The sequence below is a fragment of the Pandoraea terrae genome (assembly GCF_902459695.1).
Classification (GTDB): Bacteria; Pseudomonadota; Gammaproteobacteria; order Burkholderiales; family Burkholderiaceae; genus Pandoraea; species Pandoraea terrae.
Map to the genome: position 1 here is coordinate 166,539 of NZ_CABPRZ010000008.1, position 19,679 is coordinate 186,217.

The following is a 19,679-nucleotide window of genomic DNA, read 5'->3' on the forward strand; positions in this document are numbered from 1 at the left end:
TTATGCCTGCGGGGGTGGGGAGCGGCGCAATGCGCGCCCGGGGCGTGCGCCGGTATGGCGTCCGTTGTCGACCACCTGTTCGCCGTTGACGAACACGTGGGTGATGCCTTCGGGGCGCAGCGTGGGCGCGGCGAACGTCGCGCGATCAATGACGCGCACGGGATCGAACACGACCAGATCGGCAAAATGGCCGACCGCGACATGCCCGCGCGCCGGGAGACCGAATTGCTCGGCGGTCAGGCCGGTCATCTTGCGCACGGCCGTTTCCAGCGGAAACAGTCCGCGCTCGCGCGAGAACACGCCGAGCACGCGCGGGAAGGTGCCCCACAGGCGCGGATGCGGGCGCGTATCGTTGGGCAGGCCATCCGAGCCGACCATCGTTTGTTCGTGCTGGAAGATGCGTTCGACGTCGGCTTCGTCCATGACGAAGTAGATCGCGCCGGCGGGCCGCAAGGCTTCGATGGCGGCTTCGACCGAGTTGCCGAACATCGGCAGGATCTCGTGAAAATCGCGTCCCGCGAGGTCGGGCCGCGCTTTCGACCACGCCAGCATCACACGCGACGATTGGCGGATACGGTCGGCGCGCAGCATCGTCGACGTTGCCGGATACGGATGGCAATCGAGGCACAGCGGTTGCACGGCGCGTTGCGCGTCGATGCGTGCGAGCGTTTCAACGGACCGCCCGTGGTTCTCCTTGCCGGCGACCTTGTGATGCGACAGCACGACGGGCACGCCCAGCGCTTGCCCGATGGCGAACGCTTCGTCGAGCGACGGCAGGATGTCGACGGTTTCGTCGCGCAAATGGGTAGCGAAGATGCCGCCCGTCTCGCGCAGCGGTGCGCAAACGTCAATCAACTCCTGCTGCGTGGCGCTTGCGGCCGGCGGATAGAACGTGCCCGACGAGACCCCGAACGCACCGGCCGTCATTGCTTCACGGACGTCGGCGGCCATGCGGGCGACCTCGTCCGGCGCCGCTTCGCGCTTGACGTCGCGCATATTGCGCACGCGCAGCGTGGAATGGCCGACCAGCGCTGCCGTGTTGACGGCGGCCGGCGCCGCATCCAGCGCGTCGAGATAGGCGGCGAAGGTGGAGAAGCGGAACGTATCCCATGCGCCCAGCAAATCGAGCGGCTGCGGAACGTCGCGTTCGGCGACGAGCGGTGCAAGGCTGATGCCGCAGTTGCCGGCGATGACGGTCGTCACGCCCTGGCATACCTTCGGTTCGACGTCCGGCGAGGACAGCACGAACGCGTCGTCGTGCGTGTGGCTGTCGATAAACCCGGGCGCGACGATCTGGCCGGCCGCATCGATCGTCCAGCGGGCAGTGGCGTGGCCGAGATCGCCGATGGCCGCAATGCGATCGCCCTGGATGCCCACATCCGCCTGAAATCGGCATGCACCGGTGCCGTCGATGACGTCGCCGCCGCGAATGATGCCGTCGAAATCCATGCTGTCTCCTCCACTTGCCGGGTGTGACGCCCTGCTGCCGAGGGGAGTTTCGGCCGGTTCTCACACCCGATGATTCAGGGGACAATGGTCGCTAGCCATATTTGCCGCGTCCAATGCGGGTCTGTTTGGGATTCATGAGAATTCGCTATGAGAGTTGAGAACGCCGAGCTTGAAGCCTTCGTGCTGGTCGCCGAACTGGGCAGTTTCCAGCGCGCCGCAGACAAGCTGCATCTCACGCAACCGGGTTTGTCACGCCGCATCCAGAAGCTCGAGCAGACACTGGGCGTCGAGTTGTTTCACCGCACCACGCGCAGCATCGAGCTGACGGGCGTAGGCCGCCACTTTCTGCCAATGGCGCGGCAACAGATCGCGCAGCTCGGGTCGATGTTGTCGTCGATTCAGGAAATCGCCGAGAAGCGCTTCGGCAAGATCCGGCTGGCGAGTATTCCGACGTTCGTCACACGCGTGCTGCCGGCCGTCATGCACCGTTATGCGGAGCGCTATCCGCAGATCGGCATCCAGGTCTTCGACGGCAATCACGATTTCGTCGTCAGTCAGGTGCGCGCGGGGCTGGCGGAGTTCGGCATTGCCATGGACCCGGGCGAAGACGACGATCTCGCGTTCACACCGCTACTCACCGACCACTATGTGCTGGCAGTACACCGGGACCATCCGCTGGCGGGCGCCGAGCGGGTTGCACTGCAGGATTTGAAAGGAGCGCGGCTGGTCATCGGCGGGCGGGACTCGGGCAATCGCTTGCTGCTGGAGCTACTACTGGGGCAGGAATCCGTGAGCTTGCGCTGGTTCTACGAGGTCGAGCACGTGTCGTGCGTGATTGCGCTGGTCGAGGCGGGCGTGGGGTGTGCGATCGTGCCGTCGCTGTCCCTGTCGGCGTTACCGAATTCGAACGTCGTAGCGGTGCCGCTGGCGGGCCGAGAGATTTTGCGCACCATCGGCCTGATCCGTCACAAGACGGTGTCCATGTCCCCGTTGGCCGCGGAATTTTGTGAGCATTTGCTGGAAGTCGGCAAAGCGTGACAAAAAAATAGCCCGCGAGTGGCGGGCTAAATCCATATCAGGAGGAGACATGGAGGAGACGAGTTCAGTATAGCTCGTTTGTTGCGACGCACCATATGTAAAATTACGTAATCCGGAGGGGTGTCGCGACAGTGCAACATCCGGAAAAGCCACGCTGGGCGGGCATCGCCTGAAGATTGGCGCATACATGCGTCAATGTAGGAATGTGTAAATTTGAGGAATTCCTCTAATTTGCGTGCAGGTGCACCATGGCGCCGGATACGAAATATCAGTGCGGTTCGCGTTTGATGGCCTGAAGCACGAACGGGACTGAATCGCGCAGCGACGGATTGACCGTTGCCTCATGATCGAGGCCTTCGTAGACGTGGGCGTCAACCTTTGTGCCGGCGGCGGTGAGATCGTGGACGAAGGCCTGCTGCATGATGAGCGGCACGTCCATGTCGAGGCTACCCATACCGACGAACACCGGGTGGCGCACCCGCAGCGCCGGGAACCGCAAGGCCGGCGTTTGCGAGGCCAGGACCTCCTGGATCGCCGGGCGCAGGCTGTTGCCGGCGTTGAGTCCGGCGGCGGCGGCCGCATCCGTCAATTCCTGGATGCATAGTTCGCGCGCCTGTTTCAGCACGGGCAACGCCTGCGGCGAGAAGTACCGGGCTGACTCGAGCGCCGGATTGAGGTCGGCGGCTGACAGGAAGATGTACATCGCGTACGGGATCTTCGGATCGGCCGCGCCCGGGTCGGACGCACCCGAGAACAATGCCGCAGCGGACGTATTCGCATTGAAATACGGTGCGCCGGTCAGCACCGAGGCGACGACCCGCAATTGGGGCGCATAGGATGACTGGAACGCGGCGGCGGCGAAGGCGGCGTGTGCGCCTTGCGACTGGCCGACGAACACAATGCGGTTTTGCAGGGGGAAGCCTTGCCTTGCGGCAAGCACGCTGTCGAGCACGCTGTAAGCCTCAGCGCGTGCGTTGAGATAGTGATGGAGTCCATTCGAGCCGAGTCCCGCGTAATCGGGGGCGACGACGGCGAAGCCTAGCGAGAGCCAGGTGCCGAGATATTGCGTATCGCGCGGGCTGCGCGGATGGTCCGAGGGCGCGCAGGCGGCGGCGATACCGACGGTGCCATGCGCCCATGCGACCACGGGCCAGCCGCCTTTGGGCATGGGGCCCTTCGGCAGGAACACGACACCGGTGTCTTCGCGCGCTGCGACGCCGCCGACACCGTCGATGGAACTGTAGCGGATGCGGAACTGCGCGCCGGCTTCGGGCAGGCCGAGGTCGTCGTCGAGCGGCGTCTTGTCGACCATCGCGCCGTGCGCAATGGTGGCGGGTGCGGTTTCGGCGGTCACGGCGTGCGCGGCGCGCGCCAGCATGAGGCCGGCGAACAGTACGGGAAACAGGGCGGCGCTGGCGTATCGCCACAGGCGTATGAACATGTTGGGCTGTCCTCGGCGGAAATCCTGTCGCGGTGGCGCGGCCGGCAAGCCAATGGCCCGCGCGCGTCGGCGGCCTGCGCCGCGTCCGATCCAGTATAAGGCAGCGTTGTTCCGGATGTCACCGCATCGTGCAGGAGATCAGCCGTGGCGCGGGGCGGGGCCGGATGAAAAAAGCGGAGCGATCCTTTCGGAGGCTCCGCATTTTTTCTGCCGCCATGCGCCCGGCGGCAACGCCCGTGCGCGGTACGCAGGGACGCTGGCGTCAGTCTTTCTTGCCGTTATCGAGTTGCGGCAGGGCGTCGTCGCTGCTGGCCGTCAACAGGCCCGCCTTGGCGTACGTCATCAGCTTTTCGCGCGTGTCGATGATGTCTAGCGTGCGCATTGTCAGTTGACCGATACGATCGAGCGGAGAGAACATCGATTCGCCCTTTTCCATCGTCAGGCGTTCCGGCTTGTATGTCAGGTTCGCCGATTCCGTGTTCAGCAGCGAGTAGTCGTTGCCGCGGCGCAGCTCGATCGTGACCTCGCCGGTGACGGCGCGCGCCACCCAGCGTTGGGCGGTTTCGCGCAGCATGATGGCTTGCGGGTCGAACCAGCGGCCCTGGTACAGCAGGCGGCCCAGACGGCGGCCGTTTTCACGGTACTGTTCAATCGTGTCTTCGTTGTGGATGCCGGTCACCAGACGCTCGTAAGCGATGAACAGCAGCGCCAGCCCCGGGGCTTCGTAAATGCCGCGGCTCTTCGCCTCGATGATGCGGTTCTCGATCTGGTCGCTCATGCCCAGGCCATGGCGGCCGCCGATGCGGTTGGCTTCGGCGAAAAGCTCCACGGCGTTGGCGAAAGTCTTGCCGTTCAGGGCGACCGGCTGGCCTTCCTCGAAACGCACCGTGACTTCTTCGCGCTTCACGTCGCAATCGTCGCGCCAGAACGGCACGCCCATGATCGGCTCGACGATCTTGATGCCCGAATTCAGGTGTTCCAGATCCTTCGCTTCGTGGGTCGCGCCCAGCATATTCGAGTCCGTCGAATACGCCTTCTCGGACGACATCTTGTAGGCAAAGCCTTGCTGGCGCATGAATTCGGACATTTCAGCGCGGCCACCGAGTTCATCGATGAACGCCTGGTCCAGCCAAGGCTTGTAGATCTGCAGGCCCGGGTTGGTCAAGAGACCGTAGCGGTGGAAGCGCTCGATGTCATTGCCCTTGAACGTGCTGCCATCGCCCCAGATATTGACGCCATCTTCCTTCATCGCGGCCACGAGCATCGTGCCCGTGACGGCGCGCCCGATCGGCGTGGTGTTGAAGTATGTGACGCCGGCCGTCGAAATGTGGAACGCGCCGCTTTGCAGCGCGGCAATGCCTTCGGCCACGAGCTGCGAGCGGCAATCCACCAGCCGCGCATTTTCGGCGCCGTACTGCATGGCGCGGCGCGGAATATCTTCGTAGTCGGGTTCGTCCGGCTGACCCAGATTGGCGGTGTAAGCGTAGGGAATGGCCCCCTTGGTGCGCATCCAGAGGAGCGCTGCGCTGGTGTCGAGACCGCCCGAGAAGGCGATACCGACCCGTTGTCCCGTGGGGATATGCTGCAGAATCGTGGTCATCGGAGTGGCAAACAGACGTTATTAACCTGTCAAGTATCCCCGTCCGGGCCATGGGCGGTCAAGTCTCGTTCACGCCGGGAGCGCGTAGCCAGGCCCGTTTTTACCGAAATTCGCCAATTTCCCACCTGGTTTCCGGCGTTTTTTCGGAATTTTCCGGTGAGACACAGCCCTCGGTCTTACCAGGTGGTGCCGGCGACAGCGCAAGCCGATGTCAGAAAATCCGCAAATGAGCGAATGACGAGCGATGCCTGCCGGTGCTGGGGGTAGACCACGTGAATGGCGGACGGCGGCGGCGCGAAGTCATCCAGCACCGTCACGAGCCGTCCGTTGGCCAGCGCCGGGGCCACGATGAACACCGGAAGCCATGCCAGGCCCAGCCCCGCCACGGCCGCGTCACGCGCGAGCTCGCCGTTGTTGACGCGCAGGCGCCCCGTAATCGGCACACCGGTGAGTTTGCCGTCGATCTGGTAGGTCCATTCCACCCGCTGGCTGTGGCCGTAGGGCAGGCATGCGTGGTCGCGCAAATCGGCCGGGATGGCGGGCGCATCGTGTGCGTCGAGGTAGGCGGGGCTGGCGCAAGTCACCATCCGCATCGGCGCGATCGGACGCGCGATCAGCGACGAGTCGGCCAACAACCCGATACGCACGGCTACGTCGTAGCCCTCGCCGACGATGTCGACCGTCCGGTCATTCAATTCCATCTCGATCGTGACGTCGGGATGCGCTTTCAGGAACGCCGGCATCACGCTGGCGAGGAACATGGTGCCGAACGACATCGGCGCCGATACGCGCAGGTTGCCGCGCGGCCGCTCCCCCTGGCTGCTGACCGCCAGATTCGCGGCAGCGACATCTTCGAGAATTTTCACGGCGCGGTCGTAATAGATGCGCCCGAGATCGGTCACCGCCAAACGGCGTGTGGTGCGCAAGAGAAGGCGCGCGCCAAGCGCCGCTTCCAGTGTCGTGACGCGACGGCTGACGAACTGCTTCGAGAGCCCCAGCTTCTCCGCGGCCGCCGTAAATCCGCGGGCGTCCACGGCGTTGACAAAGATTCGCATGTCGTCGAGCAAATCCATCTCGCACCTCTGATTGTCATATACTGGTTGACGATGTTACGTCAAATGCCATCTTTGTGTTTCGGCGAGAGTCAAATATAGTTCGTGTCACTGGCCGGGCATTGTCAAGGCCGGGCGAATCCGCCATCGACACCGTTGCGCGGGTTGCGGGACCACTTTTGAACAAACCCTTCGACTTCTTGCATAGGATCAACATGAACGCGCAACCCAACGCGAATGGCGGCGCTGCCGCCGCAAGCCTGATCGGCCGAATTCTCCTGTCGGCGATTTTCATCATCAGCGGACTTGGCAAACTTGCCGCGCCTGCAGCCACCAAGGGCTATATCGCTTCTGTCGGCATGCCACTGCCGGACCTGGCCTATCTCGCGGCGATCGTCGTCGAGGTCGGTTTCGGGCTCGCCGTGCTGGTGGGATATCGCACGCGCATCGTCGCGACCGTGCTGGCGCTGTTCGCACTCGTCACGGCGTTCGCCTTCCACATGAATTTCGGTGATCAGAATCAGATGATCCACTTCCTGAAGAATGTGGCAATTGCCGGCGGATTCCTGCAAGTGGCCGTGCTCGGTGCGACCGGTTTCAGCATCGACGCGATGTTGGCGAACCGTCGCGGCGTGGCGCGCAACGCGTAAGGACGTTGCAGGAGGCCGGCGTTGGCGCCGGCCTCCTGCGCCGGGTGTCAGGCCCGGCAATTGCCCGCGATGGGCTGGCGCGCAGGTGCGAGCGCCAGCTTCAACCCCAGCAGCACGCCTGTCGTGCCGACGATCGCAAGCGGCCCGGGACGATGCCCGAATATCGCCCAGTCAAGCAACGCTGTCACCACCGGCACGAGATAGAACAGGCTCGTGACCGTCACCAGATTGCCCGACGCGATCATGCGATACAGCAGCAGCGTCGCGCCGACCGAAATCAGCAGTCCCATGTAGATGAGCGGCAACCAGAAGCCGGCGGAAAAGTCGGCATGCACCGGCTGGAACGGGGCAATGACGAGCGCCAGCGTCAATCCGACCGCATATTGCAGCGGCAGGACATCGAGCGGCGGCTGTTGCGAGCCCTTTTGCTGGATCGTGCCGACGGTCATGCAGGTCAGCGCCGCAAGGGCCCAGAACGAGCCGGCCATCGAGAAGCGCGCGGCCGTGAGGCTTTGCGCGACAACCAGCGACAAGCCGCCCAACGCGAGCACGAGGCCGGCAACCCGGCGCGGCGAATGATGACGTTCCACCACGAACAACGTCAGGATCGGCTGCACGCCGAGCACGGTCGCCAGCGCCCCCGGCGTGATGCCGTTGGCGAGCGCGAGCAAATAGGTGGCCTGATAGCCGCCGATCAGGAGCAGGCCCGTGACCGCGACTTGCCGGCGTGTGCCTGGCGCAGGCAGCCATTGTCGCCGGCAGGCGGCGAGCAGCGATAGCGCGGCGAGCGCCAATCCGAGCCGCAGCAGCAGAAACCCGAACGCAGAAGCGTGCGCAAGCCCCCACTTGGCGGCCAATGCGCCGCCGCTCCACATCAGGACGAACGAGAGCGTCGCGCCATGACGGCGCCACGCGGATAAGCCGAGATTCATCGAAATCCCCTTCAAGGCGATAGGCACGGCTTCCTGTCGATACACGCACGGGTTCGCCTCGCAATATCGGCGGACGAACCTCAGCCCCGGGTCATCGCAGTCCTGATCGATGCGGCGGCACTACGCAAGCGCAGCGGCACGCGTCAAGACGGATCGCGAGGCGCGAGAAACGACAGAAAGCGGAAAAAAAGCCGGCGAAAGAATCAGCCGAAGACGTGTGCAACCCCTGCCACGTCTGCCACTGCCACCACGGCAGCGACGACGGCGAGCGTGGGCGGTGCCACGTCACTCGCCACAGGAGGCGCCACTACGGTGACCGCGACCCGGCGCGCGCGCATGCCGACGGCACCTTGCGGAGGTGCGACGGACAAATTGGCGATTCGCGCGTGTGCGGTCATGAAGAGGAAAGGATCAAAAAAGCGTCCGTCGGGTGACGGACGTTGCCACTTTACACCGGTGCGCCGGCATCCGCAATTGGGCCACTGAACCAGTCGCCGGTGCGAGCGAGTGTCGGCGAGACCTCGTCATACCGCCAGCGCGTTGGAAGCGCGCCGCGCACTCGCCGCATTTCGTTCACATGGAAGCGGACGAGCCGCTGCGCCCCAACGAAGCCGGTCTGTGCTTCGTCGTCCCAGAGAATTTCGGCGTGTCCCGCCAGGTGCAGCAGGTCGCCGGTCGAGAAGTCGGCAAACAGCAAGCCCGCGCGCAGATTGGCGAGCAAATTGCCGAGCGTGTTGAAGTAGGCGTTGCCGCGAAACTCCGGCCAGGTCAGTGTCCGCGCGTCGTCGATGCGCACGAAGCCCGGTTTGCCGCCGCGATGCGAGACGTCCGCACCGCCGTTGAGATGCGTCGCCCGCGTCGTGCCGCCGGCTGCGGCATCGGGCGCTCCGTCGGGCGCATCGCTCGCGAAATACGTTGCAACGAAAAACGTGTCGGCGCTGGCGATGATCGATTGCGCCTCGTCGTCGAGCGTATGTGCCGGCGGTTCGGCGACGGGTTGGCTAGTCGATGCTTGCGAATCGCCGGCCAACACCTCGCGCTTGCGGATGTACTGCGGACAATTGCCGAAGCTTTGTGCAACGTGCAGCACAAACCCCGCGCCATCACTTTGCGTGATCGTGCCATTGACGCGATTGCGCCGCCGCGTCGAGGGCTCCAGCCCGAGCAGCCCGACGGGCGCGCCGGCCACCAAGGCCCCCGCCAGCGGATCGCTGGCCGCCGGCTGCGTCATCACGCGCAGCGTCTGTGCATCGGGCGCTTGCGCGAAACCGGGCTCGCCGGATATCAGCGTCGCCCACGGCTGGCCGACAGCGTCGAGCGCGCCGAGCACGAGAAACGGCAGTTGCGCATAGAACTGGCGATGCTGATCCGGCATCTCTGCTCGGATCATACGCTGACGGCGCTCGAAGCCGAACTGGACGTGCGCTTGCTGAACCGCACGACGCGCCGCATCGCGCTGACGGACGAAGGCCGCGGCTATCTGGACAGTTGCCGTCAGATCCTGGGCGCGCTGGCCGAGGCGGAAGGGCGACTCGCGGCGCGGCACGAAGCGCCCAGCGGCCGGCTTGTGGTGACGGCGCCGGTTCTATTCGGCCAACTGCACGTTGCCCCGGCGGTGACGCGTTTTCTTCAGGCGCATCCGGCGGTGAGTTGTCGTCTGGTATTGAGCGACAGCGTCGTGAATCTTTGGGAGGAAGGGATCGACGTCGGCATCCGGATCTCGCCGCTTGAAGATTCGACGCTGGTCGCACAGACGGTCGGCGCAATTCGCCGCGTCGTCGTCGCCAGTCCGTCATGGCTTGCCGCGCACGGCACACCTGCGCATCCGCGCGACCTGACGGGGCAGAACTGCATCCGCTCGCGCGGTGGCGGATTGACGCACTGGCGCTTCAGGGAAGCCGGCCGTGAGATCGCTGTGCCGGTGGACGGCAATCTGGAGGTGAATCACAGCCTGACGGCCGTCGAGGCATGCGCCGCCGGGCTTGGCTTCGGTTGCTTCCTGTCCTATCAGGTGGCCGCATATCTCGCAGACGGGCGGCTCGTGCGCGTGCTCGCGGCGTTCGAAGGGCCGGCGCGGCCCGTCAGCATCGTCTATCCGCATGCGCACTTGTTGCCGTCGCGCACGCGCGCTTTTGTCGAATGGATGAAGCGGGAATTGGCGGCGGTGCCGATGCTGTAGTGCTTCGCAATGCGACATATCGCGCGGTTTCGGTGCGTGAACGAAAAAGCGGCAGACGTGTTCGGGCGTCTGCCGCTTCATTTTTCAAACTTCGCAGGTTGGGAGGCGCGCGCCTCGGTCAACGCCCGGGGCCGCCAACGGACCTATTTTTGCTTCGCAAAACCAGCTCCATTGCCGGCGTCATGCATCGGCGGGCGATCGCTTACCAACGGCGATCGTCGTCATGCCAGCGGCGGTCGTCCCAGCGGCGGTCGTCCCAACGACGTTCTTCCCAGCGGCGATGGGCTTCCCAACGGCGGCGTTCTTCCCAGCGGTCACGGCCGTAATAGACCACGGGCGCGGGCGCAGCGTACACCGGCGCCGGCGCATAGATCGGTGCGGGCTCATAGACCGGGGCAGGGGCGTAGGCCGGAGCGACCACCACCGGCGCCGGCGCGCCGAGATACAGTCCGACGTCGACGTGGGCCGACGCTGCCGTCGACGCGAGCGCAGCGGTCAGTCCGGCAGCAGTGATTGCGGCGATGGCAAGAATGCGTTTCATGTTGGCCTCCTTGGCGATGCCCGGCGTTGAGCCATATGGGCTGTGTTGATGGAAACCAGTCTAGTGACGGAACGCCGTCACAGGTGCTACCGACTTGTTCGGTCTGTGTCCGTTTGTAACGCGGCGCGCGTGGCGTCGGGGTGACGCTTGGATGACGATTTCGAGCGGCAGAAACGACAAGAGGCACCCGAAGGTGCCTCTTGCGTGATTCGTTGGTAGGCTCGATTGGACTCGAACCAACGACCCCCACCATGTCAAGGTGGTGCTCTAACCAGCTGAGCTACGAGCCTAGAAAGACCGCGATTATATGGGTGGTTTTTGAAATGCGCAAGTGTTTCGTTAAAAATTCCTGAGTCGCCGCGTCAAAGCAGGTGGGGTGCGGCCTGATCCACGCCGCAGCTATGGTTGCGAACTCAAATCGGCAGCGCCGCGCGCATCAAGCGTGGATGCGGCAAAGTTCGGCGTTGGCGCGGATGTCGCCCTTTGCCTCGCCCAGGATGCCCATGCGTGACCAAGGGGCCGGCGGCGCTTCGGCTTATGCATACGAAATGCTTACGAAAGGCAACACGGCGCTGATTTTTGATATTTGGCCCTTGCATATGTTCTATATGAGATACGGGCTTCAACGGTTCAAAAGTTGTCTGGGGGAGCGTAGGCAATTGGAGGGCAAGGTGTATTGGCCGCTCGGGAAGGCGGTTACATTCGGCAAACGCCCTGAGGAAATTGAGCAAGGGTTCGAGGCGATCGACGCTGGAAACATTTCCGATGGCGTCGAACCTCTTGCTCGTCACGAGCAACTGAATGTCGGTTACGACAAGCATGGAAATGTTAATTCGGTGACGATTTGGCCGCAAACCAAGCTTTTGCCTCTCGACGAAACGCTGAAAGTGGTCACCGATCTGCATAGGCAACTTCGGCAAGGAGGCTGGTGCCTTAGAAGGCCCGACAGGTTTCCAGCGATCGAGGACACACCGGCCATGCGCGAGAAATTGCGCTTTCTTCCGAGTCCGATCAGCTATTGGCAGGGGGGAGGCAAGTTCAAGGTTGAAATAGCGTTTTCCGTATGCGTCGCGATAGCCGCCCGAATGACGAGCGCTTTCGCATCAATTTGGAACTCCCCAAGTCCTCAGATGCCGTCTGCCCAATAAAGGACACGCAGCATTGAGTTGGGGCGTCAGAGTAAAGAAGAACCAACCTCGCTGTCGCAAGGTTGGGACGGTAGCGTTGGGGGGGGGCTGCTTTGGTGGGAATATTCGGAAGTTCGGCCTGCCGAGGAGTCGGTGCTGACCATTGGTGAAACGTACGAACAAGTGAGGCTGCGTACCTTCGCGCCAGCTTCTCGGAAGTTCCCGTCCCTCAAAATGCCATCGCACTGATGCACCGTCGGAATCTCCCAAACTTTGAATCGGAGAATTCCGAAAATCCCGTTGGCGGCCTTTATTCGCTTGCGCGCAGCCTGTGCCCGCAATAAGCTTTTCTCGTCGCGACCCAATCGCGACTCGGGAGTGAGATCCTGAACACAGAAGACAACGGGCACACGGCCGGGCTTTGCGCGCGGTCCGTCGTGTGCAGACTGATTGCGTCCCATCCATGGGCGGGCTCAGGCTGGGTGACCTTCGGGTCAGCCGTTTCTTTGTCCGTTGGATTCTGTACGGTATCTCACCCCGGCCTGATGCCCGCCCACCCGTTCGTCCTCTGATCTGTTTCCCTCCACGACAGGGCAAAGCGGGCGCAATTTGACTTTGTTGCAAGGAGTTTGACTTATGATTGAAGCACGTCACCTCCCCCCCGATGACGAAACCAAGGCCCGCATGCGTGAGCACGGGGATCATGAGGTTGTTCGCTTGTGCGACATCACCAGTCGCATGGTCGCGCTCGCAGCGATCGGCGGGCAGGGCAGCATTGCTTCGCTTGACGACAAGTTTATCTACGCGTTTTTCGAGGAGATGGAAGACCTGTCCAAAGAGGCGTATGACCTCGCCGGCCTCGTCGCCGAACATCGATTCCGCGAAGCGGTCGATCACGTGCAAGACTGATATTCAGCAAAAGTAGTCATTCAGACTCGCCGGGCCGCTCGTCACGTGCAGTCCGGCGTCGTTACTTTCCGTGAGATCGCCCGATCGGCGCCGCCAGCAGCACGACGATCCCCACCAGCAGACTGGCTGCCGCAAACAGCAGCCCGGATGTGAACGAATGCGTCAGATCCTTGAGCATGCCCACGACGATCGGGCTCAGCGCCGAGCCCAGGTTGCCGACGGCATTGATGACGGCGAGTCCGAGCGCGCGGCTCTCCGGAGCCAGACTGCCTTCAGGCGTCGTCCAGAAGATCGCCATGGCGGTGTAGGCGCCCGTCGAGGCCATTGCCACGCCTGCGAGCCGGAGCGACGGTTCCGGCGCGAAGCACGTCACGAGCCAGCCCGCGGCCGAGAACATCATCGGCAGGACCAGATGCCAGCGGCGTTCCTGCAGACGGTCGGAACGGCGGCCCCACCAGATCATGCCGGCGATGGTACAGATCGAGGGAATCGCCGCGAGCAAACCGATCGTGACGTTGTTGCTCGTCGTGCCGAAGCTCTTTACGATTTGCGGAATCCACAACGACGCCAAACTCAAGGTGTTGACGAGACAGAAGTAGCCTAGCGCAAACTTCGCCACGGCGGGTGTTGCGATCGCCCGCCACACGTTAGTCTTCGCCGCCGACAGTGCCTTGCCCGCCGCCTTCGCAACCCGGGCCGCAGCGGCCTCGCGGTCGCGCGCGATCAAGCTCTGCAAACAGTCCTTCTCCGACGCCGTCAGCCAACGCGCGCTGGCCGGCTTGTCGTCGAGATACCACCATGTCGCGAATCCGAGCAGAACCGCCGGCAAGCCTTCAACGAGAAAGAGCCATTGCCAGCCATGCAGCCCGGCCATGCCGTCAAGCCGCAACAGATAGCCCGACGCTGCCGCGCCAAGGGCGGACGTGACCGGCATCGCGATCATGAACCACGCATTCGCCCGCGCGCGTGCAGCGGACGGAAACCAGTCGCCGAGATAGAGCAGCATGCCGGGCAGGAAGCCCGCCTCCGTAATGCCGACGAGCGCGCGAATGAGGTACAGGCTCGTGGCGTCATGCGCGAACATCGTCGCACTCGATGCAAAGCCCCATGCAACCAGGATCCAGCCCATCCAGCGCCTTGCGCCGAATTTCACGAGCATCAGATTGCTCGGCACGCCGCACAGAACATAGGTGAGGTAGAAGACCGTCGACGCCATGCCGAACAGGGTGCCGCTCAGGCCCAGGTCCTGGCTCATGGTCAGCGCGGCGAAGCCGACGTTGATGCGGTCGAGAAACGAAAACAGGAACAGCACGAACAGAAAGCCGAGCAAACGCCGCGAGACTTTGCCAAGAACGGCCGCCTCGAAGGCGTTGTCCGCGGTTGCGGTACCTTTGATGAGTGGGCGCATGCCGTCGGCAGTGGCCACGGCGGGAATGACACGAGTCATGAATGTCTTCTCCAACGTCCCGCCTGAGGCGGTGTTCTTGTGTGACGAATCCACCATGCCGCGGCGGATCACGAAAATGGACACGCAACGCGCGTCCGGAAAGGCTTACGCTTTGGCAGCCAGACGAATCAGTTCAAGCACGCACGGGGCATCACCGATCTCATTGGCGAGCAGCAGGGCGAGTTTCGCGAGAAACAATTCGCGGCCGGCTTCGGGGGCCTCGTCGACGGCGGAGGCGATCGCGTCATAGATATCTTCGAGGCCCTGAACGGCGGATTGACTGGCGGTCATGACGGTTACTCCTGAAAGGCGCGCGCGCTGTGGCTTGTGGCCTGGGCCAACGCTGTGGCAAGGCGGTCGGCATCGAGGGTCTGCCAGCGTGCGCAAATGTGATGATCGGGACGGGCCAGATACGCGCTGCCCCACGTCGCGCCGTACTTCTGCAACGCGCGATCGGTGGCGTCGTATAGGGTGAGGTCCGCGCCAGGGACGCCGGCATGACGCGTCGGCGCGAATGCGATGACCGTCACGGCGATGCCGCGCGCGCGCCATTTGGCGATTTCGTCCTGTACCGCCGCATTGAGCGGTGAATCGCTGAAGCTCAGCAGATGAAACGCCGCGCCGAGATGGTCATACAGATAATCGTTCTCCCCGAGTCTCAGGTTCGGCAGCGGCGCGCCCACAACGGGTCCCGCATGCATGCGCGCGTTGTCGTCGTCGGGACTGTTGAGCGGTGAATGACGGTAGTCGTGCGCGCGCGATGTGCGCCAATGGAACAGCGGCCGGACGAACGCATGATCGATCGACAGGGCGAGCGTCGCATCTCGCAACAAGCGATGTCCATGCGTCGGCGGGGTCATGAAACGCGTGCTCTTGCCCGCTTCCTCGATGATCTCGCGCGCCGCGCCGACGCGATCGTGCGTGTACGAACGCAACAGTGCCTCGGGCGCCGCGCGCCGCGCCACGGCGGCGAGTTTCCATGCGAGATCGATGGCGTCCTGAAAGCCCGTGTTCGCGCCGCGCACGCCGAAGATCGGCAGCAGATGGGCCGCGTCGCCGGCAAAGAGAATGCGGCCGTGAACGTAGTCGGGCAACGTGAGCGCCCGCGCGGAATACACGGAACACCAATCAAGTTCCCACGTTTTGCCGGCGAGACCCATCATGGCCAATTGGGCATCGATGCGCTCCCGGATCGTCTCGGGCTTGAGTGCGTGTTCGACGTCCTCGTCGGCCGGCAATTGATAATCGACGCGCCAGATGCCGTCCGGTTCGCGGTGCATGAGCACGGTATTGCCGGGATTCCACTCGGGCGCGAAGTACGCCAGGCGCTCGGTCGGCAAGTCGAGATCGATGCGGATGTCCGCGATGACGAAGCGTCCTTCGTAGCTGTTGCCCTCGAATCGCAAGCCGAGCGCGCTGCGAACGGTCGAGCGCGCGCCATCTGCCGCTACCAGCCAGTCGGTGGCCTGGCGATAGGTGCCGTCCGGCGTGTCGATGTCGAGCATGACGCCGTTGTCGTCCTGGGTCACGCCCATCAGTTTGTTGCCCCAGCGCAGCTCGACGAGCGGCTCGCGTTCGATCGCGTCGACGAGGAAGCCTTCCAGCACGTTTTGCTGCAGGTTGATGAGCGGCGCGAAACGATCGTCTTCGTCGACAGGCGATTCCATGCGGAACACGCGCTGGCCGCGATAGTAGGAATTGCCGCAACGCCACGGCAAACCCTTCGCGCAGACCGCATCGGCCACGCCGACGTGTTGCAGGATTTCCTGCGAGCGCTTCGTGAAGACGATGGCGCGGCTGCCTTCGGAAACTTGCTGCTCCGCCTGCAGCACGACACACCGCACGCCATGACGCGCGAGCGCCAGGGCGGTGACCATGCCGATCGGGCCGCCGCCGACGATGGTCACCGGCACGCGCGAAGGTTCCGTCGCACTGAAAAAATGGGGATGCACGCGATACGTATAGTAAAGCGAGGCGCGGGGCGTGATGTCTGGCTGATGCATGGTGCGATGCCCGGTGAAACGCGCGTGAAGCGGTGGTCGTTCAGGCCGCCGGTCTCATCGAGACCGTTGCGCGATTTAGTTGCTAACGCAACCATTCTAATGTGCTATGGTTGCGTTAGCAACTATATGAATCTTGGGGAAAACACGTATGCGGCACCCGCACAAGACGCTCGACGACTTCCTGACGTACAAGATGCACCGGCTGATGAAGCAGCATGACCGGCGCATCACGCAGTCCTACGCCGAGCTGACGGGTTTGAATCTGGCCGAGGCACGGGTATTGGCGGTTGTCGGCACGGCTGGCGCGCTGACGAACGCCGAGCTCGCGCGCCGCGCCAATCTGGACAAGAGCCAGGCGAGCCGCGGCGCGGATGGGTTGGTAAGGCAGGGGCTGGTGTCGCGCGGCCCAAACGACCATGACGGCCGCGCCGTGAAGGTCACGCTCACCCCCGCCGGACGCGCGGTCTACGCGGAAGTGATCGCGCAGGCGCGCAAGCATTACGAGGCGCTGTTCGCCGTGCTCGACGAGGAAGAGCACGACCTCTACGAGCGTTTGCTGGACAAACTGCTTGCTCGCTCCGAGGCGCTGGATTGAGGGGCCGTGGCCGCGCCTTGCCCGAACGCACCGATATTGGCCAGAGGCCTTTGGGCGACGGTCCCGTCCGATTTCAGTGATTCGGTGGACTAGGGAATGATTTGGACGTCTCTCGGGGTGAACGGCCTGGACTCGCCTTCCCATCGTGTCAGGTCGACGTAACTCAAGCCTCCGGGAATCGTGCCGAATTCCGGATGATCCGTGAAATGCGCAGCCCCGTTGGTGTGAAGTATCGTCGGCCTTCCTGGCGCCGAAATGCCGACCCCCTGTTGCATGAGCACGTAACCGCGAAGGCGCACCGCCGTAATGAGTCTGCTCCTTTCAGCGCCTGACACCATCGGCTGAAAAAGCCACCGTGGGGAAATGAAATCGTTTGCCGGATCCATGGCCGCACCGGAAGCCGCCATGGCAAAGTATGCCGTCAGGCCAACGAAATATTGAGCCCAACCGTAGTTGATCCAGAACTGAAACCCGCTAACGCTAGACAGCGCCTCATCGAGTACGGGGCCTGCCGGTAACCCGATACCCCACCGTTCGTACGCGAACGTAACGATATGCTGCCCGTCCTCCGTGTATTCTGAATACTTCTTGATAATATCCTTTGCAACGCTCATGGTTTTTTCGATGCCGGCGCAATCGATGCTCATATCGACTTCCGCCAACCAAAGCCCGTCCGAGCCTACCGGTCTCGCCCGAATTTCGCCTGAGCGCCAGTCGCCCCTAAGCCGCCGGTCATGTACCAGCTTCGTCTCCGCCAGATTCAATGGGGTCGCTTGCGGCGGTTGAGTTGGCGTTATGAGAATCGCAGCAGATTTTTCCGCTATGGTCATGAGTGCCTCCGGTGGAAAGGTGGTTTGCAAGGCACGGGAAACGACATCATGCCGACTTGAGCATAGGCCTTTCGATTTTGGGCTGCACCTGTCAAAACTGACAGGTATTCGCACGCAGCTCAGACGTGCAGGTAGAGCTGCCTGGCTGTCGTACTTGCGGGTGTGAGGTCGGCCTGTGACGTCTGACTTCCCACGGATGCTAGACCGGACTGCAGACTGCTTGCGGCTATCGGAGGCAGGCCATCGTTCGCGGCAGGGATTTGAAGGGCCTGCGTGATCCTTGGATCGAGGTTCGTGTTGTTTGCGAGTAGCAGGTTCAATGCGAACGCGATGTTGCTGACGTTCGTTGCGGTAGCCGCTTGCTGTGCCTCGACGCTCTCGAGCTTGCGCTTGATGTCCGTGACCTCGCGCCTGAGATCCACAAGGTCGCGCCTGATTTGTCCGAGCATGTCATTCTCCAGATGCTTTACCAAGGCTTCCAGTTTTCCCAACCCTTTGTCGAAAGGCTTCAAGGCCGGATTTACCTGAAAGATGAAGTTCAGGGCGATAGTGATGCCTACGCCGATGACGATTACCGGAATGGATACAGGCAGCGACACGAGGAGCAAGGCGCCAACGATGATGCCGGCCACACTCACACATCCCGAAACGAATTGCAACGCGGCCCTGAGGAACTTCCGCCGCTTTTCCCTCGGTATCTCGTTGCGCGCTTCTTCAATCAGGCGGCTCGATAGATGGTTGGCCGATGACGCTGTTCGCTTTGTCCCGGCGGCCGCGCCCTCCGCCTCATTCGGCTGTTTGTGCGACGCAAGCGCGCTCTCCAAATGTTCGAGCGAGTCGCGAGTTCTCACAAGGATGCCGTGAAACCGCTTCGCTTTCGTGCTGATCCGGTCCGGGTCGGTGATGGTTCCTTGCTTGCCGATCACGTTGCGGCCGACATATAGCGACTTCACCCTCTCCCGCCAACCGAACTTCTCAAGCGACGTCAAGGCGAGAGACAGCGTCTCCTTCGCTTCACGAAGTTGCACTGCCCTTTCTTCGTTCCATTCGAGTCCGGCATCGAACGCCTTGGTTTCCAGTGCGTCGAGTCGCGTGAAGAGATCGCGCTTCAACTGGTCGATGCTCACTCCCGTGCCGTGGGTGGCAACACCCTGGTTGCGCGCGATGCCCGCTGGCGGTGGACTGGGTATCGAACGGTAGCCCGTCAACGAAACGCGCGGCTTGTTGGATATGCCGGCCAGCGCATGATGCAATTCCGGATGCAAGTTTCGCGGCTGTTCACCCAGCGACTTCCGGTGCGCCGGCCAAGCAGCGGCAACGCCGGCATGACGCGGACACAAATCGTAAGAGTACTTTCGCGAAGCAAACAGCAACATACTGCTCGACCCTCCTCATGTTCCGCCAACGCGCTCTGTGGCGCTTCATGGAGTCCCGCAGTTTTGGTCTGCGTGTTCGGATGATCGTAGCTTCCGCGTTAACTCGCGAGCCTGCTTTCGTATGAGTGCAACGATTTCAGGATTGCGTCGTGTCAGACGGGGCCCGCCCCGCGATCCCCAGGCGCTTTCATCCAGTGTGTTCTCCGTTGGGCAGATTCCGAAAGTCAAGTCTTTGGGCGAAAAGCGGAAGACAAGGCGAATCGGCTCTGCCACAATCCGGCCCCTTGCCCCCGATTGCAGGTCTGACAAGTTCGTCAAAAGGGGGAATGCCATTTTCAGATTCACCGCAAGCTTGTTTGGGGCGAGACGCACGTCGGCCGTGATGGCCGGTATGGCGCTTGCTACGGAGGGGGCATCGGCGCACGCACAACCGGCCATGCCGCCGACGCTTCGTGACGCCGCGCTACGGGTGAGGCGCTGCGCCAGACCTACCGGTATCGGATGGCTTTG

19 protein-coding genes and 1 tRNA gene are annotated in these 19,679 nt (G+C 62.9%); 6 read left to right on the plus strand and 14 right to left on the minus strand.

What is annotated here, in order from left to right; genetic code table 11:
- The gene (locus PTE30175_RS11750; protein ID WP_150697221.1) at positions 1–1,449 is read right to left on the minus strand and encodes an N-acyl-D-amino-acid deacylase family protein; all 1,449 of its coding nucleotides are present in this window, start codon (positions 1,447–1,449) and stop codon (positions 1–3) included.
- 147 nt (positions 1,450–1,596) lie between these two features.
- On the opposite strand from PTE30175_RS11750, the gene PTE30175_RS11755 reads away from it, so the two are divergent.
- Positions 1,597–2,487, plus strand: coding sequence for a LysR family transcriptional regulator (locus tag PTE30175_RS11755; protein ID WP_150697222.1), 891 nt, complete (start codon positions 1,597–1,599; stop codon positions 2,485–2,487).
- 268 nt (positions 2,488–2,755) lie between these two features.
- Here PTE30175_RS11755 and PTE30175_RS11760 read toward each other — a convergent pair whose 3' ends face one another.
- The 3 genes from PTE30175_RS11760 to PTE30175_RS11770 all read right to left on the minus strand — a co-directional run bounded on the left by PTE30175_RS11760 (position 2,756) and on the right by PTE30175_RS11770 (position 6,601).
- Complete coding sequence (locus tag PTE30175_RS11760; protein ID WP_150697223.1) at positions 2,756–3,928, minus strand: lipase family protein; 1,173 nt, start codon at positions 3,926–3,928, stop codon at positions 2,756–2,758.
- Positions 3,929–4,190: 262 nt separating this feature from the next.
- Positions 4,191–5,528, minus strand: a complete 1,338-nt coding sequence (argG, locus tag PTE30175_RS11765) for an argininosuccinate synthase (protein ID WP_150697224.1) — start codon at positions 5,526–5,528, stop codon at positions 4,191–4,193.
- A 176-nt stretch (positions 5,529–5,704) separates the two neighbouring features.
- The gene (locus PTE30175_RS11770; protein ID WP_150697225.1) at positions 5,705–6,601 is read right to left on the minus strand and encodes a LysR family transcriptional regulator; all 897 of its coding nucleotides are present in this window, start codon (positions 6,599–6,601) and stop codon (positions 5,705–5,707) included.
- A 194-nt stretch (positions 6,602–6,795) separates the two neighbouring features.
- On the opposite strand from PTE30175_RS11770, the gene PTE30175_RS11775 reads away from it, so the two are divergent.
- Positions 6,796–7,230 carry a DoxX family protein gene (locus tag PTE30175_RS11775; RefSeq protein ID WP_150697226.1) on the plus strand — a complete coding sequence of 145 codons (435 nt, stop codon included), beginning with the start codon at positions 6,796–6,798 and terminating at the stop codon, positions 7,228–7,230.
- 47 nt (positions 7,231–7,277) lie between these two features.
- Here the strand turns inward: PTE30175_RS11775 and PTE30175_RS11780 are convergent, their stop codons facing one another.
- The 3 genes from PTE30175_RS11780 to PTE30175_RS11790 form a co-directional block, all read right to left on the minus strand.
- A complete protein-coding gene (locus PTE30175_RS11780) occupies positions 7,278–8,162 on the minus strand; it encodes a DMT family transporter (protein WP_150697227.1) in 885 nt (294 codons plus the stop codon).
- A gap of 203 nt (positions 8,163–8,365) precedes the next feature.
- Positions 8,366–8,560 carry a hypothetical protein gene (locus PTE30175_RS11785; protein ID WP_150697228.1) on the minus strand — a complete coding sequence of 65 codons (195 nt, stop codon included), beginning with the start codon at positions 8,558–8,560 and terminating at the stop codon, positions 8,366–8,368.
- Between the two features lie 50 nt (positions 8,561–8,610).
- Positions 8,611–9,537, minus strand: a complete 927-nt coding sequence (locus tag PTE30175_RS11790; protein ID WP_224788724.1) for a pyridoxamine 5'-phosphate oxidase family protein — start codon at positions 9,535–9,537, stop codon at positions 8,611–8,613.
- Between PTE30175_RS11790 and PTE30175_RS11795 the strand changes: the two genes are divergently transcribed.
- Complete coding sequence (locus PTE30175_RS11795; protein WP_338044435.1) at positions 9,505–10,341, plus strand: LysR family transcriptional regulator; 837 nt, start codon at positions 9,505–9,507, stop codon at positions 10,339–10,341. The two genes, PTE30175_RS11790 and PTE30175_RS11795, sit on opposite strands and share 33 nt — an antisense overlap.
- Before the next feature lie 202 nt (positions 10,342–10,543).
- On the opposite strand, the gene PTE30175_RS11800 is transcribed toward PTE30175_RS11795, so the two are convergent.
- Both PTE30175_RS11800 and PTE30175_RS11805 read right to left on the minus strand, forming a co-directional pair.
- Positions 10,544–10,882 (minus strand): hypothetical protein, encoded by a 339-nt coding sequence (locus PTE30175_RS11800; RefSeq protein ID WP_150697231.1) that lies wholly within the window; start codon positions 10,880–10,882, stop codon positions 10,544–10,546.
- A 213-nt stretch (positions 10,883–11,095) separates the two neighbouring features.
- Positions 11,096–11,172: transfer RNA gene (locus PTE30175_RS11805), tRNA-Val, on the minus strand.
- Between the two features lie 81 nt (positions 11,173–11,253).
- On the opposite strand from PTE30175_RS11805, the gene PTE30175_RS11810 reads away from it, so the two are divergent.
- Both PTE30175_RS11810 and PTE30175_RS11815 read left to right on the plus strand, forming a co-directional pair.
- The gene (locus tag PTE30175_RS11810) at positions 11,254–12,030 is read left to right on the plus strand and encodes a DUF2515 family protein (protein ID WP_420819626.1); all 777 of its coding nucleotides are present in this window, start codon (positions 11,254–11,256) and stop codon (positions 12,028–12,030) included.
- 615 nt (positions 12,031–12,645) lie between these two features.
- Positions 12,646–12,918, plus strand: a complete 273-nt coding sequence (locus PTE30175_RS11815; RefSeq protein ID WP_150697233.1) for a hypothetical protein — start codon at positions 12,646–12,648, stop codon at positions 12,916–12,918.
- Positions 12,919–12,979: 61 nt separating this feature from the next.
- Here the strand turns inward: PTE30175_RS11815 and PTE30175_RS11820 are convergent, their stop codons facing one another.
- The 3 genes from PTE30175_RS11820 to PTE30175_RS11830 form a co-directional block, all read right to left on the minus strand.
- Positions 12,980–14,365 (minus strand): MFS transporter, encoded by a 1,386-nt coding sequence (locus tag PTE30175_RS11820; protein WP_191629004.1) that lies wholly within the window; start codon positions 14,363–14,365, stop codon positions 12,980–12,982.
- Positions 14,366–14,470: 105 nt separating this feature from the next.
- A complete protein-coding gene (locus PTE30175_RS11825) occupies positions 14,471–14,656 on the minus strand; it encodes a DUF2783 domain-containing protein (RefSeq protein ID WP_150697234.1) in 186 nt (61 codons plus the stop codon).
- A 5-nt stretch (positions 14,657–14,661) separates the two neighbouring features.
- Positions 14,662–16,368, minus strand: a complete 1,707-nt coding sequence (locus PTE30175_RS11830) for an FAD-dependent monooxygenase (RefSeq protein WP_150697235.1) — start codon at positions 16,366–16,368, stop codon at positions 14,662–14,664.
- A gap of 148 nt (positions 16,369–16,516) precedes the next feature.
- On the opposite strand from PTE30175_RS11830, the gene PTE30175_RS11835 reads away from it, so the two are divergent.
- Positions 16,517–16,963: a MarR family winged helix-turn-helix transcriptional regulator gene (locus PTE30175_RS11835; protein WP_150697236.1), complete on the plus strand. Its 447-nt coding sequence runs from the start codon at positions 16,517–16,519 to the stop codon at positions 16,961–16,963.
- 89 nt (positions 16,964–17,052) lie between these two features.
- Here PTE30175_RS11835 and PTE30175_RS11840 read toward each other — a convergent pair whose 3' ends face one another.
- Together PTE30175_RS11840 and PTE30175_RS11845 are read right to left on the minus strand one after the other, a co-directional pair.
- Positions 17,053–17,793 carry a hypothetical protein gene (locus PTE30175_RS11840; RefSeq protein WP_150697237.1) on the minus strand — a complete coding sequence of 247 codons (741 nt, stop codon included), beginning with the start codon at positions 17,791–17,793 and terminating at the stop codon, positions 17,053–17,055.
- A gap of 119 nt (positions 17,794–17,912) precedes the next feature.
- Entirely contained in the window at positions 17,913–19,169 is a 1,257-nt protein-coding gene (locus PTE30175_RS11845; protein WP_150697238.1) for a hypothetical protein, read from the minus strand.
- Positions 19,170–19,679 lie beyond the last annotated feature (510 nt).